Genomic DNA, 13,643 nt, shown 5'->3' on the forward strand with positions numbered 1-13,643 from the left:
TTCACCTTTTGTCTTGCCTAGGCGTCTGGTAGGAAAGTTTCAATGATTTTGAGATTTTTTTAGGAAAATTTCAATTATTTTGAGACGGCCGACCCGTTTCGTCTCACAAGTCGTGTTCAAGTCCTTGATTTATAAGGGGCAGAATTTCAAATATTTTGAGATCCTACAGCATTGTATATGCTATGCAAAAGCCAACCGCTTGCGGTTGGCTTTTTTTGCTTTTTGGTCATACCATGCGAGTAACGTAAAGAAAAATGCAATAACGACAAATCTCCTTTCGCCACTACATGACCAGCACACTCGCTTACTACAATCAAAATGCGGAAGTCTTCTACGCCAACACCGTTGATGTCGATATGTCGGGGTTACATGACCGATTCTTGTCGACGGTAAGTCCAGGTGGAATGGTCCTAGATGCGGGTTGTGGTTCTGGTCGAGATGCCAGGGCATTTCGCGAAAGAGGGTTTCGCGTTGAAGCGTTTGATGGATCAACAGAACTGGCCCGGTTGGCATCTGAGCACATTGGCATTCAAGTCACCGTGCGTCAATTCTCAGAGGTCCGAGAACATTCCTGCTATGACGGGATATGGGCATGCGCGAGCCTACTTCACCTACCGCAAGAAGAAATCTCTTCTGCGCTGCAGCGCCTTTGGAACGCCCTCAAACCGGGCGCCACGTTTTACCTGAGCTTTAAACTCGGCGTTGGCGAGCGCGTGCAAGACGGCCGTCACTTCACCGATGTTAGCGAAGATCAGCTACAAGGCTGGTTATCGACACTCCCCGATTTCGAACGCGCCGATTACTGGCAAACGGCAGACCAACGTCCCGGCCGTTCGGAGCGCTGGCTCAACGCGATCGCGTTTCGCGCAAAGACCGCTAAGGATAAGCTGGTCACTGGCGCCGATGATCCATTCTTGCCACACATTAGCGCGGCGATCAATCACGCCACGGATATCGACATGGCTGTCGCGTTCATCAAAACGACTGGCTTGCGTCTCCTGCTGCCGGACCTTCAGAGCGCATTAGCTGGCGACGCCAAACGGGAAATCGAACCCGCGCGGGTCCGCGTTTTGACCAGCGATTATCTCGACGTCACCGATCCGGAGGCGTTACGGCTACTCATGCTGCTTCAAGAACAAGGCGCGCAAGTGAAAGTGTACGAATCAGCTGGCGGCAGCTTTCACCTAAAAGCCTACCTGTTCGCGCGATACGACGGCGCGGACGGTCTCACCGGCACGGCCTTCATTGGCTCAAGCAACATCAGCAGACAGGCACTTCAAAATGGCTTGGAGTGGAATTACCGCGTGGACTATCCAGGCGATAGCGGTTTCTTGGAAGCGCGTGCCAGGTTCGAGGAACTATTTGCGCACATCCGCAGCGTCCCGCTAACCGATGCTTGGATCGCGCAATATGAAGACGTCACGTGCGCCGCCGTTTATGCCGGCTCTCAGCTAAGTCGCGCGGACGCGCTGGAGCGCCTGAAAGACGGACGACTAGCCATCATCTTCTCGGTTGATTTGTTCAACGAGGGCGTCGACCTACCTGAAATCGACACCGTCATGATGCTGCGGCCAACTGAATCGAAAATTCTTTTCCTGCAGCAGCTTGGCCGAGGTTTACGCAAATGCGTCGGCAAGGAAAAGCTGGTCATCTTGGACTTCATCGGCAACCACAAGAGCTTCCTGCACAAGCCGCAGGGGTTGTTCGAGTTCGACGCGAACTACAAACGTCTAGCGAAATTCGCGCGCGATTACGAAACCGATAAGCTGGCGCTTCCAGAAGGCTGCTACGTCAACTATGACCTGCGCCTCATTGACTTCCTCAAATCGCTCGACAGCGACGGCATCAGGAACGATTACCAGGCAATGCGCGATACCTTGGGACGACGCCCAACGCTCGCAGAGTTCTATCGGGGTGGCGCCAGCATGCAATCGATGCGCAACGACTACGGCAGTTGGTTCCAGCTCGTGGAAGCGATGGATGACCTTGATGATGACGAGCGAACGATCACATCCGTGCATCGCGGCTTCTTCCGCGAGATTGAAATAACGGCCATGTCGAAAAGCTTCAAGATGGTGCTACTCGAAGCGTTTCAGGAATTGAACGGTTGGACCGTCCCGCCCACCACACAGACGTTGGCGGCTGCATCTTGGAGGGTGCTGCAACGTCGCCGCAAGCTGCTGGCGGACTTGCCGAACACCCAGCGACAACTGCAAGACGGCACGACCAGCGCCTGGCATCGCTACTGGCTCGATAATCCGGTGAATGCGTGGATCGGCGGCAACCGAGCGACAAAGAACAATTCATACTTCCGCGTTACTGATGGAGTATTCCAGCCTTCGTTCAAAGTCGCGCCTGAGCTTGCGCAAAAGTTCGCGCCGATGATCCAAGAGTTGGTGGATTATCGCCTCGCGAGCTATGAGGTCCGTCTTGGCACCGAGGACATCCCTGACAACGTCATCCCAATCGACCGAGCCGCAAAGGCCAGCGGACGTGTTGAGCTTCCTTATTTTCCCAATCTCAAAATCGCCTGCGGCCACTTCAAGACTGGCACTGCCGATGCAGAAGAATACCGCGCGCTTGGCCCGTCCTACGGCCGCCTAGATCCCGAGCGGCACTTCATCGCCCGTGCGGCGGGAAATTCGATGAACGGAGGAAAACACCCCATTCAAGACGGCGACTACCTGCTTTTGGAATTCATCACTCCTACCCGAGCTGGCTCTATCACGGGCGCGGTCATGGCGATCGAACGGCAGGACGAAACTGGCGAAAGCAGCCAATATCTCTTGCGCACCGTCCTCAAATCACCGGAGGGCGGGTATATCCTGCGCGCAAATAACCCCGACTATGAGGATTTGCCCGCGACCGAGGACATGCGGACGTTGGCCCGGTTGAAGGACGTGATCAATCCGTTGGACCTCGCGATCGGCCAGGCGTTTATGCGCGAAGAGATACCGGCATTGTTCGGTGACGAGTTCAGTGTCGGCAAATGGAACGTCGGCCATATTTCGTTAGCCGACCAGAAAGCGGCCGTACTGCTAGTAACGATCAATAAGCAAGGTAAGGCGGTAGATCATCGATACATGGATCATTGGATCGATGACAAAACTTTCCATTGGCAAAGCCAGAACGCGACCACGCCGACCAACAAAAAAGGGCGGGAAATAATAGATCATGAGAAAACTGGTACGACCATCCATCTGTTTGTTCGTGAAAACAGACTTCTAAATGGAAAAGCGGCACCGTTTATCTATCATGGCTCCGTACAGTACAGGAGCCATTCGGGAAGTGCGCCGACGAGTGTAGTTTTCGAGCTAAGGGACAGCTAGCCTCAACTTACCGAGCTGACAAATACGTTCGGCGCCCAACCCGTTACCGTCGTGTTTGGCGAACGCTTCACAAACGTGGTTAGTTAAAACCCGCCCCCGCACACACAAAAACCCTTGCACGTCCGCGCAGTCGCGCTACAAATGGTGCAGTTGTTACAGCTGGTCCGGTGCCGGCTGCTGGGCCACGACGATCTCAATTCGGCGCTCGTAGTGCCTGTCGCCCGCACCGGCCAACCGCGGGAACACTTCGGATTTTTAATTATTCAGACAGAAATAATAATCTAGCATTACTTTCGAAAAAATTTGTAACGCTATGACCTCAGGACCATCTGTCTTTCCCTCTTCCATATTCCTCGCGGCTGATCTCGTCACCTCCCAGCAAGGCATCATTGAATAATCGGTTATCATATGGAACTGGATGCAAGCTCTCATCTTTTCCGTAAAAACGAACATAGATTTTTTTCGTTACATGGTCCCAACGGAACATCACTTCCTCAATAAAATAATCGACAAATATATCCTCGCGCGTAAACCGCTCTCCTTTATCGATTGGCATGATAGCCCTAGGCAATTCGCTGCCACAGTCCATTGTACTGTCGCTCCGGCTCAACTAATGTCCAAAGAGCGCCGCACGACGTGCATTCATAATATGCATCTGGGCCAAGTTGAGTACCGTCAGGCTGAAACCATTTTGGCCGTTTTATTTGTATAAGCTGTCCACTTTTTAAAGTCGCCTCAACTCTACGCGCATACAACAATTGTTCAGCCCTAGAGTCGAATATTTTCTGCTCACCCAACTGAGCACATCGCGAACAGGAAGGTACCAGATTCGCGATGCTGGACATGACGGTCTGTATATTACGACTCTTTAGTTTCAAGATGGGGCCAGGCGAGTATTGCGGTGCCAAGCGCGAACGGTTTTGGCTGACCCAATCACGAAATGCCTCCGGATTAACTTCCCCCCTTCGGAATGCTCGTAATTGATCAGCAATGTCTTTATCAAGTTGACACATCATTTTGCTTTTGTTCCTTTCAGAGGAAGCACCCATGAATCGCTCCATGACTTCCTCGAGCCCAAGAGCTAATGCATGTCCCCGCTTGAAGGCGCGTGGGCCGTCGTCCTGCTGGTCGTGCCGCCAGGCGGCGATGCACTCGGTGTGCCCCAGTGCGATCTTGCAGTAGCTCGATGATCGCGGGGGTAGTTCGGCGAGCCACTCCTTCAGTGTGTCGCGCGCTACTATTCGATTTCCAACGTATGCCCCCCAAGCTCGAAGTCCGCCCGTATGTCATCAATCACATCTGCTATTTCTCGTTCGGTCAAGTCAACATCTTGATTTGGGTAGTCCCAATGCTTGATTTGGTTTGACGATATTGCAAACCCAATTTTATCACCCGCAGGGAAAAACATTTCCCCGGGCACAGTAACAGTCTTCCCAGCCAACGCTACCTTGATACTTCCTCTTGAGACCTCCAAAATCATTCCCCCCCCCGCATAAAATTCCGTTTCCGTCCTTAGTGCAGGGACAATAGCAATAATTCTTTCAATCCGACGGTTTCTTTTTCAAAGCCGGTAATTCCGTTGTTTCCCATACATAGCCTACCTGTCCAGTCCCGTCTGTTCATAAGCCAGTTTTACAAATAAGTCGGACTTCTGCCGCTGCCATTCTTTGAGCGCTTGGACCGAAGTTTTGGAGATGATGGCACGCTGGTGAATATGACGGTTGCACAGCTTTAGATGGAGGCTTTAATCATAGAATACACGTCTACTTACCGCCAAGAAATTTTACATAGCTGCTTTTTCTATTCTTTTTCCACATGCGCCATGATAATGGGAGAAAAACAAACCACTGAAGATATCCCATGACTGCCGCAATGAACCACAATGCTAGGTACCCCAAAGGCCCAGCGTCAAAAGAAGTTATTTTAAGACTGTGCATTAGATCGCTGAAAAACGCGGGGCCAAAGAAACCGGACGGAAAGCCAACAAGCATCACAGCAAGTATTCCTGTCATTCGTCTCTCTTCAATACTTCCAATTGCAAAATCACCAACACGACCAGTGGAATATGAACACAGCCCATCTATAAGCCACCATAAACACCAAGCTAACCAAGCAAACATTAGAATGTGGCGTATTATAAATCGAAGGTTTTTTATAATGCTCATTTTCTACATTCGTTCATACACGCATTACTAACTTCCAACCAGTAGAATCATAGTTCCCACTATGAGGAAACATGGCTCTAATTTATAGAAAGTTGGTAAGCCGCCCCATATATAATTCCTATTTATCGCCTCGTAGTAAGGCGCCAACATTTGAAAGCAGCGTACAATAACTCGGGTAAGTATTATCAAACTCCCGAACCGCAACACGGCCAATGTCGACCGACATTTTCTCGTCCGAACTCAATGGCCAATGATCGCGTGTTAATTTCACATAACGCTGAAGCTCCTTCAAAAATCCTGACAATAGCGGATCCTTGTCCTTCAGTAGCAAAGTTTCGGTCTCCTGAATCGCCATATCAAGTTTGTTCAGGATGGCATTCCTTTCTCGTTCAATAATTTCCTCTGTTATGCCGTTTCTCAGCCGTATTTCCTCTCGAAGTTTTCGGAGCGCAGGTGTTTCACCGCCAGTCATTTCGAGCTTGAACTCAGCGTACGCGGACTCTAGATCAGAGTATTTCCTGAGATGCCCTTCGTTAAAAAAATATGCGCCGGGCATGTCCGCCCATCTTAATGGTTCATCAACTCTTTCGGCTATCGCGTCCTCAATAAATGGAAGCAAACCACCAAGCAAACACTTCACCTGATTATCATGCTTCGCATGTATAAAAAGTTCCCTCGCCAACTTTTCAGCCTTCTTCTTCAACGCAGCTCGATCAATTTTAGGTCTGGATTTTCCAATAGATTTCATAGGAATCCGCGCAATCTAAATTAGAGAATTTCCTGAATCTAGACGAGTTTTTCCGCATCCCATTGCATTGTCGTTCCGGCTCAACCAAACCAGCCATGGCAGACAACCAAGGACGGTCTTCCGATAAAAAATTTTGCAACATCACCTTACATCTTATATGGAACAAATATATACGACCACTTTCTTTCCTGCGCCGATCTTGCGCACGCAATTTCCGCAACGCAGGTGTTTCCCCGTCGGCAATTTCCATCTTAATTTCAGCATAGACTGCCTCAAGATAACCATATTGTCCGAGACTTCATTCATTAAATAGCTACTCCCCTAGCCCAATTATTTTCTAGAGATATCAATCAACATTTTCGAATCTAAAGAAAGATGGGCAGAGAGATTCCTAAAATTTCTTTTTTCAATATACGTCATCACATCTATGGCCTTATAATTGAATTGCAACGTGCACATCTCGCTTTCATCACAGAAAGCAGAGTGCACTGAATATACATCATCATCCACTTTCGGAACTGATTCAAAATACCAGTCCTTTAGTGCTCCTCCGTCCTTGCAGAAAAACCATCCCGTATTTTCGTCTCTTGCGAAACTTGATTCTTTTGAGCATCTTTTTTTGTCATCTCCAATACTCACAACAAATTGATCAGGAAAACCTCTTCCTTTGCGGTCTTTGCTCGGTTGCAGTAGAAACCCCTCATTTCCCGTTGAAGACGTAGGCAATTCAATAAATATCCCATGACTTGCATCCAATAAATCTTTGTTGATAGCGAACGGTGCGTTCACTACATATCGACGCGGGAGACAAAATTTTGTGTCTGCGATTTCAAATGTCGCACTTGAAAATCTCTCAAACCAGAAGACACCCGCAATAGCCACCACAAAAGCAAAGAAAATTCTCATCCTTCTTCTCATTTGTTATCACGACCATCACACCATATTCAGCTATAAGTTGTAGTCGGCAATTCCAGCAAAGTTCCCCAAAAATACCTCAGTTGACACATTATGTGATTTGTAGGCCTTCCAACGATATGCAGCGACTTGCTCTGCACTTAACGCATCTGTGCCTAAAATATGGCTCAGGAGTGTCTACAATGGTCGTGGCGATTCATACTGAACAGACATTTACGATCAAACTACTGGTAGCGAACCTTATCAGGCCAGTCTCCCGGCTCCTCCATTTCCATCAATGCCCAAACCTTTCCATCAATAGTTTGTAACTTTGGTTCGTCTAGAGGCATTGACATTGCCCGTACAAGAAACCTTGATAATGCTGCGTTGAATTCAGAAGTAAAAGCCGCTGGGAGTGTACCTTCTCGACGCTCAAAGAAATATTTCCCGCTAATAATTTCAGATCGATCCAAAATGGGATTGTTAATACCATAATTAATTGCGCTCTTCAAAAGCGGAATGAGAGTTCGATCTAAAGAGTAGCTATCCGCAGCGTCTATTGGTTGGATTAACGGAAGCAGCGCGGCAGCAGTGCGGGCCAACGCGACCTTGTCAACGGCCAGATAATTTGATTCATTAAATGAAACAAGAATAGTGTGCATATCCATGGCCTCGCACCACCACATTAACAAAAAGAACAATCAGCATCAGCAAGAATAATATAATCCGCCTGCAATAAACCTCTTTTCATTGCATTAACCATCTCTACAATCTCATAAATCTTATTTTATCAGGCCAATTTTTACTCCAGGAACAAGTTGCCTTTGTCACGCAAATTTTTGCCAATTTTATTCCGCCGTTCAGCCGGCTGGCAATATATATATATATGAAAATGGCGAAGTTTAAATTTCTGCCAATTTTTCGCCTATTCTAATAATCTTTTCTTGATGCGAAAGTTTGTTCCAGAGTGTATGTGTAATTGGCGCCACTTCGACGTCTGCTGTCTCAATTGGTTCTGTCATACGCCAAGAAAACCCGCCTTGGTTCCCGCAGACCGGACAAGGAGGGGGCAATCCAATTTCAAATTGCTCCCCATCAAAATCTGGATCACAAGCGATAGCGCCAAATACCTTCTGCAATACATCGCTATTTTCAAAACTCCTTCCTTTCTTAGCAAGAAGGATTTTATCAATTTCATCAGATACTTCCGCATAAGGACGATCATTAATTGCATCTAAATAACGAATTGCATCGCGTCCTCTTCTTCGAAGCAAGAACTCGCCATAGGCATGAGGTGGAAGCTGGGCAACCTTGAAGTTCTCACCACAGCATGGACAGTTGTAATTAAATAGCACAAGTTTCATTTTTTTATTTGAGTTACAATTTGTGGTTTAAGAATTTCATTGTAGCTTTCAAGAACCGCATTGTTTACTCCCCCCATAGCACGTTCTGAATTGAATCGAATTACATTAAAACCTTCTGCTCGTGCTTTTACTCCAATGGCTTGGGTGTCAGAACTTATTGGACCACCTTTGTACCCATATTTCGCCGCTATCTTTGGATTTGTCAAATCCAAGACCTTCATAGCACCAGAATCCATGGAGAAGCGAATTCCGGTAGTAGGATCAATCCCATAATGCGCCATTTCGGCAAGTGCCGTTTCTGGCTCCTCGGCAACATAGAATGCTTTTCCAAAACGACTATTAGGATTTAGGTACTTAGGATCAATTCCTTTAAGAATACTGTCGGCCTGTTTTGCTCCAGAGGTCGCATGGTAGACATCTTTCGCTTTCGCTACGTCTATAGCTCCGCCACTCACCACTTTTATACCATCACTGGCCGACAGCACGGTTGGCGTGACAAGTGAACGAGAAGCACCAACAGATCGGTATAAATTTGTCTGGAGAACTGTTCTAGGTGCAACACTAATGGCGTGTCGGCTTGGCATACCGGTCAATGACCAAGCGACGCTCATTGCTGCCGCCCCGGCATCATTTGCATCCGCGACCCGCTGTTCAGTCCCTCCTACCAAGCGCGTCGCTGCTCCTGGCGCACCGAAAGGTCCAAGAAGTGCAATATTCAGACTGTTCGTAGTCCTGGTTCGTTGTGCCTCGCTTTGGTTCGGATCCCAAGGAACCAACTGTGGCCCCGAAGCCGCGCTTCGGCCAACTGCCTTCATTCGCTCCACCACGTTGCTTCCGCTCAGAGTATTTCGCGTTATTTCTGCCGCCAACCGCTCAGCAGGAGTTTGCTTCGTGAACAGTCCAAGAGGATCGGCCACGTTCTGGGGTGTAGCCACCGATGCACTGCCCGACCTATTCGTATGCTGTGGATTTGAAGTTGCCAGCGCCTCTTTCGGAGCTGCGCCGCTCACCGGCGGCGTCGTCACATAAATCCCCGGACAATTCCCCCCATTCATCGTGCAAGCATCCCCTTCGCGCACCACCCGCTTGCCTTCGACGCGCACCGTGCTGCTGCCCTGTACCGGCTTTACCTCCCCGCTGACCGTGCCGGACTTGATGCCTTTGCCCGTCCCCCGTTCGTCGCCCGTGCATTTCGGCTGGGTGCTGGCATCTAGCAGGTAGACCGGACAGCCGTTGAACCTAACCGTACTCGCCGTGTTGACGCTGCTGGACAGGTCTTGCACCACCGGATAAGGCACGGGCACCATCGTCGGCCCATGCGGCGTCCAGTTGATCGATGGCGCCGTGCTGATGGCTTTGAAATTGCCATGCTTGCGCGCGCCGATCTTGTTGTTGGCCGCGGGCGCCGGGCTCGGCGCGGCGCTCACCGTTTGCTTGGCCAGCTGCGCTTGCAGCGCGGCGATGTTCTTTCTCAGTTGCTGGATGCGATCTTCCTGCTCGGCCGCCACGGCAACTTTGTCGACTTCGGCATCGCCTGTGGGATCGGACAACTTCAGACGGTCGGTCATGACGCTGCCCCCGCCGCCGCAGACAGGAATTCCTGCGCCTGCAGTTCCTGATAAGCCTCAGGATCAATTCGCGCGCTGTCCCGGTCGCTGAAGGTACGCATGCGAAACTCGCAGGCGACAACGTTGGCGACTTCCTCCATCGGCACGGTGATGCGCCAGACCAGCGTTACCGCGTAGTCCTCCGGCTCGATCAACACCGTGTCGATCACAAGCGGGCGCGTCGCCGCTGGCCCTTCGTCCGGCCGCAACAGGACGAAGCATTCATGTTCTGGCAGGCGAACACGAAGGTAGGTTCGCCCAACTTTGTCCAGGTGCAGACCGGGTACATCGGTGGGACACAAATTCACCAGCTCGATCACGTCGCCACCCGTCAACCCATCAACCTGCTGATCGGGCGGCGCGGCGTTCCACATGCAAAAGTCGAAGTCGCCCGGCAGCGGCGCCCTGGTGTGCGCGAACGCATTGCTAGCCGTACCCAGCAATGCCCGCCGTTCGGGATGCAGCTTGCTGCGCACACCCAGTCCGACCGGCTCGATCTTCACGTTCTTCTTCGACGGCTTCTGCAACTGCCAGAATTGACTAGCCGTGACCGGCGCCCCCGGCAGCTCTATCCTCGGCGCTGGCACCTCCGACTTCAACGCCGCCTTCAAATACCAGTGCGGCGCAAAGCCAACGCCGATGGAGTTGGCGGCACACATCGCATGAGCAACAGGCATGGTGACGCCTGGCTTCCCGGCATCCGGATGGCTGGCCAGTTGTTCCGCCGTAAGCCGATGCGCCTTGGGAACCCAGCGCGCATCCCGTTCACCCTGATTGATGCGGCACTGTCCGCCATACGCATGCTCATCGCGCAGCGGTAGCGATTTGAACTTCTTGGCGCGGGTAAGCTTCCACGGATTGGGCTGGATCAGCGTGAGCGTGCTCCATTTGACTACCCATTGCAGCAGCCGCAGCGGCCATATCCTTTTCTTGAACGCACGCTCGCCCGTGATGCGCAACGTCTTGTCCATCAGGATCTTGAGGTTATTGCCGCTGCCACGCCCCACAGCCAGCCGGACCAGAAAGTCCCGCACCTCCACACCATTGGGCGCGCGTGCCACGGCATGGACGATCACGTCGCACTGCGGCTTGAACGGGCAGTAATCGGATTCCTGACGTATGCCCGCGCTCGTACCATCCTCGAACGGGCTGTCGGCGGTGCACAACGGCTGCTGCTTCTCCGCATACTCAAGCTGACCGCTGGCTAAGCTCAACGTCTGCCGCAGCACGAATACCTGGAATTGCTGCGCGTGCTGGTCCACCGCATCGAACGCGGCAGCGGGAAAGGGTGTGTGGTTGACGACGTCCATCGCCCACCTCAGTTCACGTCCACGTCTTTGCCGTTGATATGCACCGGCCCGGAGGCGCCGATGTTGATGCGCGTGCCGCTGATGGTGATGGCGCCGTCCGACGTCATCTTCAAACTGGCGCTGCCCACGGTGATCTCAAATGAGTCCTTCGCCGTGATGGTGTAGGTGGTGCCGGCCCTGGTGTCCTTGCTTTGCCCGACCAGTTCCACCTGCGAGCGGGCGACCGTCGTGGCCATCGAACCGCCCACCAATACGCCGTAGTTGTCGCCCACCTCCAGCGCCTTTTCCAGCATGACCATTTCGTTCTTGGCCAGCATCACCGTTTCGATCCTGGTGCCGGCGATCGTCACAATATCGTTCTGCCCGACCGTCTCGACGCGGGTGCCGCCGATGTCGATCTTCTCCTCCCCATCCACCCGCTCCGTCCGCTTCCCATGCACGGTGATCTTCTCGTCATTGCCCACTGTTTCCGTGCGGTCGTGCTTGACCTGCACGGTCTCATCGCGCCCCACGGTCTTGCTGCGGTCGTTGCCCACGCTGTGCGATTCGTCGTGCTCCACCTCGATGCGCTGGTCGCGTTCGGCGTGCAGCCATACTTCCTCCTTGCCCTTCAAGTCCTCGAAGCGCAGCGCGTTGGCGTTGTCGCGGCTGCCCTCGCGCGTGGAGCGGGTCAGGATGCCGCTCTGGGTCTTGTTGGCCGGCAGCTCCCACGGCGGCATGTTGGCCGCGTTGTACACGCAACCGATCACCAGCGGCCGGTCGCACACGCCGTCGAGGAAGGTCACCACCACCTCCTGCCCCACGCGCGGGATGCCGATCATGCCGAAGCGATTGCCGGCCATGGACGTCATCACGCGCACCCAGGGCGAGCTGGCCGCGTCGAACTTGTGGTCGCGATCCCAGTGAAATTGCAGGCGCACCCGGCCGAATTCATCGGTGAGGATCTCGCTGCCCTTGTGCCCCACCACTGTGGCCGTCTGCACACCGTAGATGCGCACGTCGCGGCTGTTCAGGCCCACATGCGGGCGCCACCGCTTACTCTTGCGCAAACAGGTCAGCGTATTGCCGTAGTGCGACAGCGCATGCCGCCCATCCTGATAATTGTTGCTGGCCTGATGGTGCACAGACACAATCAGGTACTCGCGCCCGGCCCTGTCCTCCAGCGGCGCATCGTCGTCATCGCGCCCGCGCGCGCCGCCACTGAAGTGCTCGGTCAGGCGGAAGCTGCGGCCCGGCTGGGCGGCCCGGTCGTTGCCTTCGGCGCTGAAGTCCTGGCCGCGCGCGTCGATCTCCTCCATGCGGCGCGTGGCCAGCGCTTCGCCGGCCTCGTCGTCCTTGAAGCCGTAGGCGCCCGTGTCCTCGTACACTTCGAGCGGTGCCACCTTGCCCTGCGGGTTCAGCGATGGCCGGTCCATGCGGTTGCTGCGCGCGTTCTTGAAGTTGTAGCTGTTGACGGCCACCTTGCCGGAACTCACGTGCCGCACGGGACTCCACTGATGGATGCCGTCGTCCTCCATGGCGCCGGCCGCGTTCTGGAAGCGCATCGTGCCTTCGCCTTCGATCGATTTACCCAGCGTGCTGTCGTCCCCTATCCACAGCGTGTGGCCTTCGGCGCTGTGCTCGTACCAGTAGTACAGGCCGGCCTGTTCCAGCCGGCGGTGCAGGTGGTTGTAGTCGCTCTCGTTGTATTGCACCATCAACGTGGTGTTGGGCGTCTTGCCCGTGATGGCGTAGCGGTAGTCGCGTTGCTGGTAGTCGTCGAAGGTCTGCTCGCACAGTTCGCAGATGTTGAGGTTCTGGAACACGCGGCTGTTCTGGCGCAGGCGCAGGAAGGCCAGCCAGGGTTTGAGCGTCATGCGGTAGAAGGCGAAGCCGGCGTCCGTCCTGACGAGGCTGAAATCGAACACGTAGCCGTTGAAGTAGCGCAGCGTACCGTCGTTGCGCACCAGGGCGATGGTGACCAGCTTGCCCATCATGTCCTTGAGCGGGATCAGCGCGTTGTCCGACAGCACTTCCACCTGGAACTCGAAGTCGCGCGACAGGGCTTCGTTGGCGTTGATGGCGTTGGCCAGCAGCACGCTGTCGGGCCCGTCGTTGCGGGGGAAGCTCAGCGTCAGCAGGCGCTGGCCCTGCGGGTCCTCGGCCAGGCCGGCGAGGAAGGTGGTGACGTCGTGCAGCAAATTCATGATCGATGTCCTTGGTGGCGGGAGCGATGACCAGAACCGC

11 protein-coding genes are annotated in these 13,643 nt (G+C 53.1%); 1 reads left to right on the forward strand and 10 read right to left on the reverse strand.

Annotated elements, in window-relative coordinates; translation table 11 throughout:
- Window positions 1–287 precede the first annotated feature (287 nt).
- Window positions 288–3,329 carry a DUF3427 domain-containing protein gene (locus H3H36_RS18675; RefSeq protein ID WP_182219605.1) on the forward strand — a complete coding sequence of 1,014 codons (3,042 nt, stop codon included), beginning with the start codon at window positions 288–290 and terminating at the stop codon, window positions 3,327–3,329.
- Window positions 3,330–3,648: 319 nt separating this feature from the next.
- Here the strand turns inward: H3H36_RS18675 and H3H36_RS18680 are convergent, their stop codons facing one another.
- The 10 genes from H3H36_RS18680 to H3H36_RS18725 all read right to left on the reverse strand — a co-directional run bounded on the left by H3H36_RS18680 (window position 3,649) and on the right by H3H36_RS18725 (window position 13,603).
- Window positions 3,649–3,885 carry a hypothetical protein gene (locus H3H36_RS18680; RefSeq protein WP_182219606.1) on the reverse strand — a complete coding sequence of 79 codons (237 nt, stop codon included), beginning with the start codon at window positions 3,883–3,885 and terminating at the stop codon, window positions 3,649–3,651.
- 681 nt (window positions 3,886–4,566) lie between these two features.
- Entirely contained in the window at window positions 4,567–4,809 is a 243-nt protein-coding gene (locus H3H36_RS18685) for an Imm74 family immunity protein (RefSeq protein WP_182219607.1), read from the reverse strand.
- Window positions 4,810–5,092: 283 nt separating this feature from the next.
- A complete protein-coding gene (locus H3H36_RS18690; RefSeq protein ID WP_182219608.1) occupies window positions 5,093–5,494 on the reverse strand; it encodes a hypothetical protein in 402 nt (133 codons plus the stop codon).
- 118 nt (window positions 5,495–5,612) lie between these two features.
- On the reverse strand, window positions 5,613–6,242 hold the full coding sequence (locus tag H3H36_RS18695) for a hypothetical protein (protein WP_182219609.1): 630 nt from the start codon (window positions 6,240–6,242) through the stop codon (window positions 5,613–5,615).
- Between the two features lie 330 nt (window positions 6,243–6,572).
- On the reverse strand, window positions 6,573–7,148 hold the full coding sequence (locus H3H36_RS18700) for a hypothetical protein (RefSeq protein WP_182219610.1): 576 nt from the start codon (window positions 7,146–7,148) through the stop codon (window positions 6,573–6,575).
- 233 nt (window positions 7,149–7,381) lie between these two features.
- Window positions 7,382–7,804, reverse strand: coding sequence for a hypothetical protein (locus H3H36_RS18705; RefSeq protein WP_182219611.1), 423 nt, complete (start codon window positions 7,802–7,804; stop codon window positions 7,382–7,384).
- A 234-nt stretch (window positions 7,805–8,038) separates the two neighbouring features.
- Window positions 8,039–8,500 carry a hypothetical protein gene (locus H3H36_RS18710; protein ID WP_182219612.1) on the reverse strand — a complete coding sequence of 154 codons (462 nt, stop codon included), beginning with the start codon at window positions 8,498–8,500 and terminating at the stop codon, window positions 8,039–8,041.
- The gene (locus H3H36_RS18715; RefSeq protein ID WP_182219613.1) at window positions 8,497–10,068 is read right to left on the reverse strand and encodes a PAAR-like domain-containing protein; all 1,572 of its coding nucleotides are present in this window, start codon (window positions 10,066–10,068) and stop codon (window positions 8,497–8,499) included. Before H3H36_RS18715 ends, H3H36_RS18710 begins: the two co-directional genes overlap by 4 nt.
- On the reverse strand, window positions 10,065–11,417 hold the full coding sequence (locus H3H36_RS18720) for a DUF2169 family type VI secretion system accessory protein (protein ID WP_182219614.1): 1,353 nt from the start codon (window positions 11,415–11,417) through the stop codon (window positions 10,065–10,067). The genes H3H36_RS18715 and H3H36_RS18720 overlap by 4 nt, the downstream gene beginning before the upstream one ends.
- Window positions 11,418–11,425: 8 nt before the next feature.
- Window positions 11,426–13,603 (reverse strand): type VI secretion system Vgr family protein, encoded by a 2,178-nt coding sequence (locus tag H3H36_RS18725; RefSeq protein WP_229219984.1) that lies wholly within the window; start codon window positions 13,601–13,603, stop codon window positions 11,426–11,428.
- Window positions 13,604–13,643 lie beyond the last annotated feature (40 nt).

Source organism: Rugamonas fusca, from assembly GCF_014042365.1.
Taxonomy (GTDB): Bacteria; Pseudomonadota; Gammaproteobacteria; order Burkholderiales; family Burkholderiaceae_D; genus Rugamonas; species Rugamonas fusca.

Bases quoted from the DNA above. Each gene is read 5' to 3' on its own strand.
- H3H36_RS18675 (WP_182219605.1), top strand. From the start codon at position 288: ATGACCAGCACACTCGCTTACTACAATCAAAATGCGGAAGTCTTCTAC.
- H3H36_RS18680 (WP_182219606.1), bottom strand. From the start codon at position 3,885: ATGCCAATCGATAAAGGAGAGCGGTTTACGCGCGAGGATATATTTGTC.
- H3H36_RS18685 (WP_182219607.1), bottom strand. From the start codon at position 4,809: ATGATTTTGGAGGTCTCAAGAGGAAGTATCAAGGTAGCGTTGGCTGGG.
- H3H36_RS18690 (WP_182219608.1), bottom strand. From the start codon at position 5,494: ATGAGCATTATAAAAAACCTTCGATTTATAATACGCCACATTCTAATG.
- H3H36_RS18695 (WP_182219609.1), bottom strand. From the start codon at position 6,242: ATGAAATCTATTGGAAAATCCAGACCTAAAATTGATCGAGCTGCGTTG.
- H3H36_RS18700 (WP_182219610.1), bottom strand. From the start codon at position 7,148: ATGAGAATTTTCTTTGCTTTTGTGGTGGCTATTGCGGGTGTCTTCTGG.
- H3H36_RS18705 (WP_182219611.1), bottom strand. From the start codon at position 7,804: ATGGATATGCACACTATTCTTGTTTCATTTAATGAATCAAATTATCTG.
- H3H36_RS18710 (WP_182219612.1), bottom strand. From the start codon at position 8,500: ATGAAACTTGTGCTATTTAATTACAACTGTCCATGCTGTGGTGAGAAC.
- H3H36_RS18715 (WP_182219613.1), bottom strand. From the start codon at position 10,068: ATGACCGACCGTCTGAAGTTGTCCGATCCCACAGGCGATGCCGAAGTC.
- H3H36_RS18720 (WP_182219614.1), bottom strand. From the start codon at position 11,417: ATGGACGTCGTCAACCACACACCCTTTCCCGCTGCCGCGTTCGATGCG.
- H3H36_RS18725 (WP_229219984.1), bottom strand. From the start codon at position 13,603: ATGAATTTGCTGCACGACGTCACCACCTTCCTCGCCGGCCTGGCCGAG.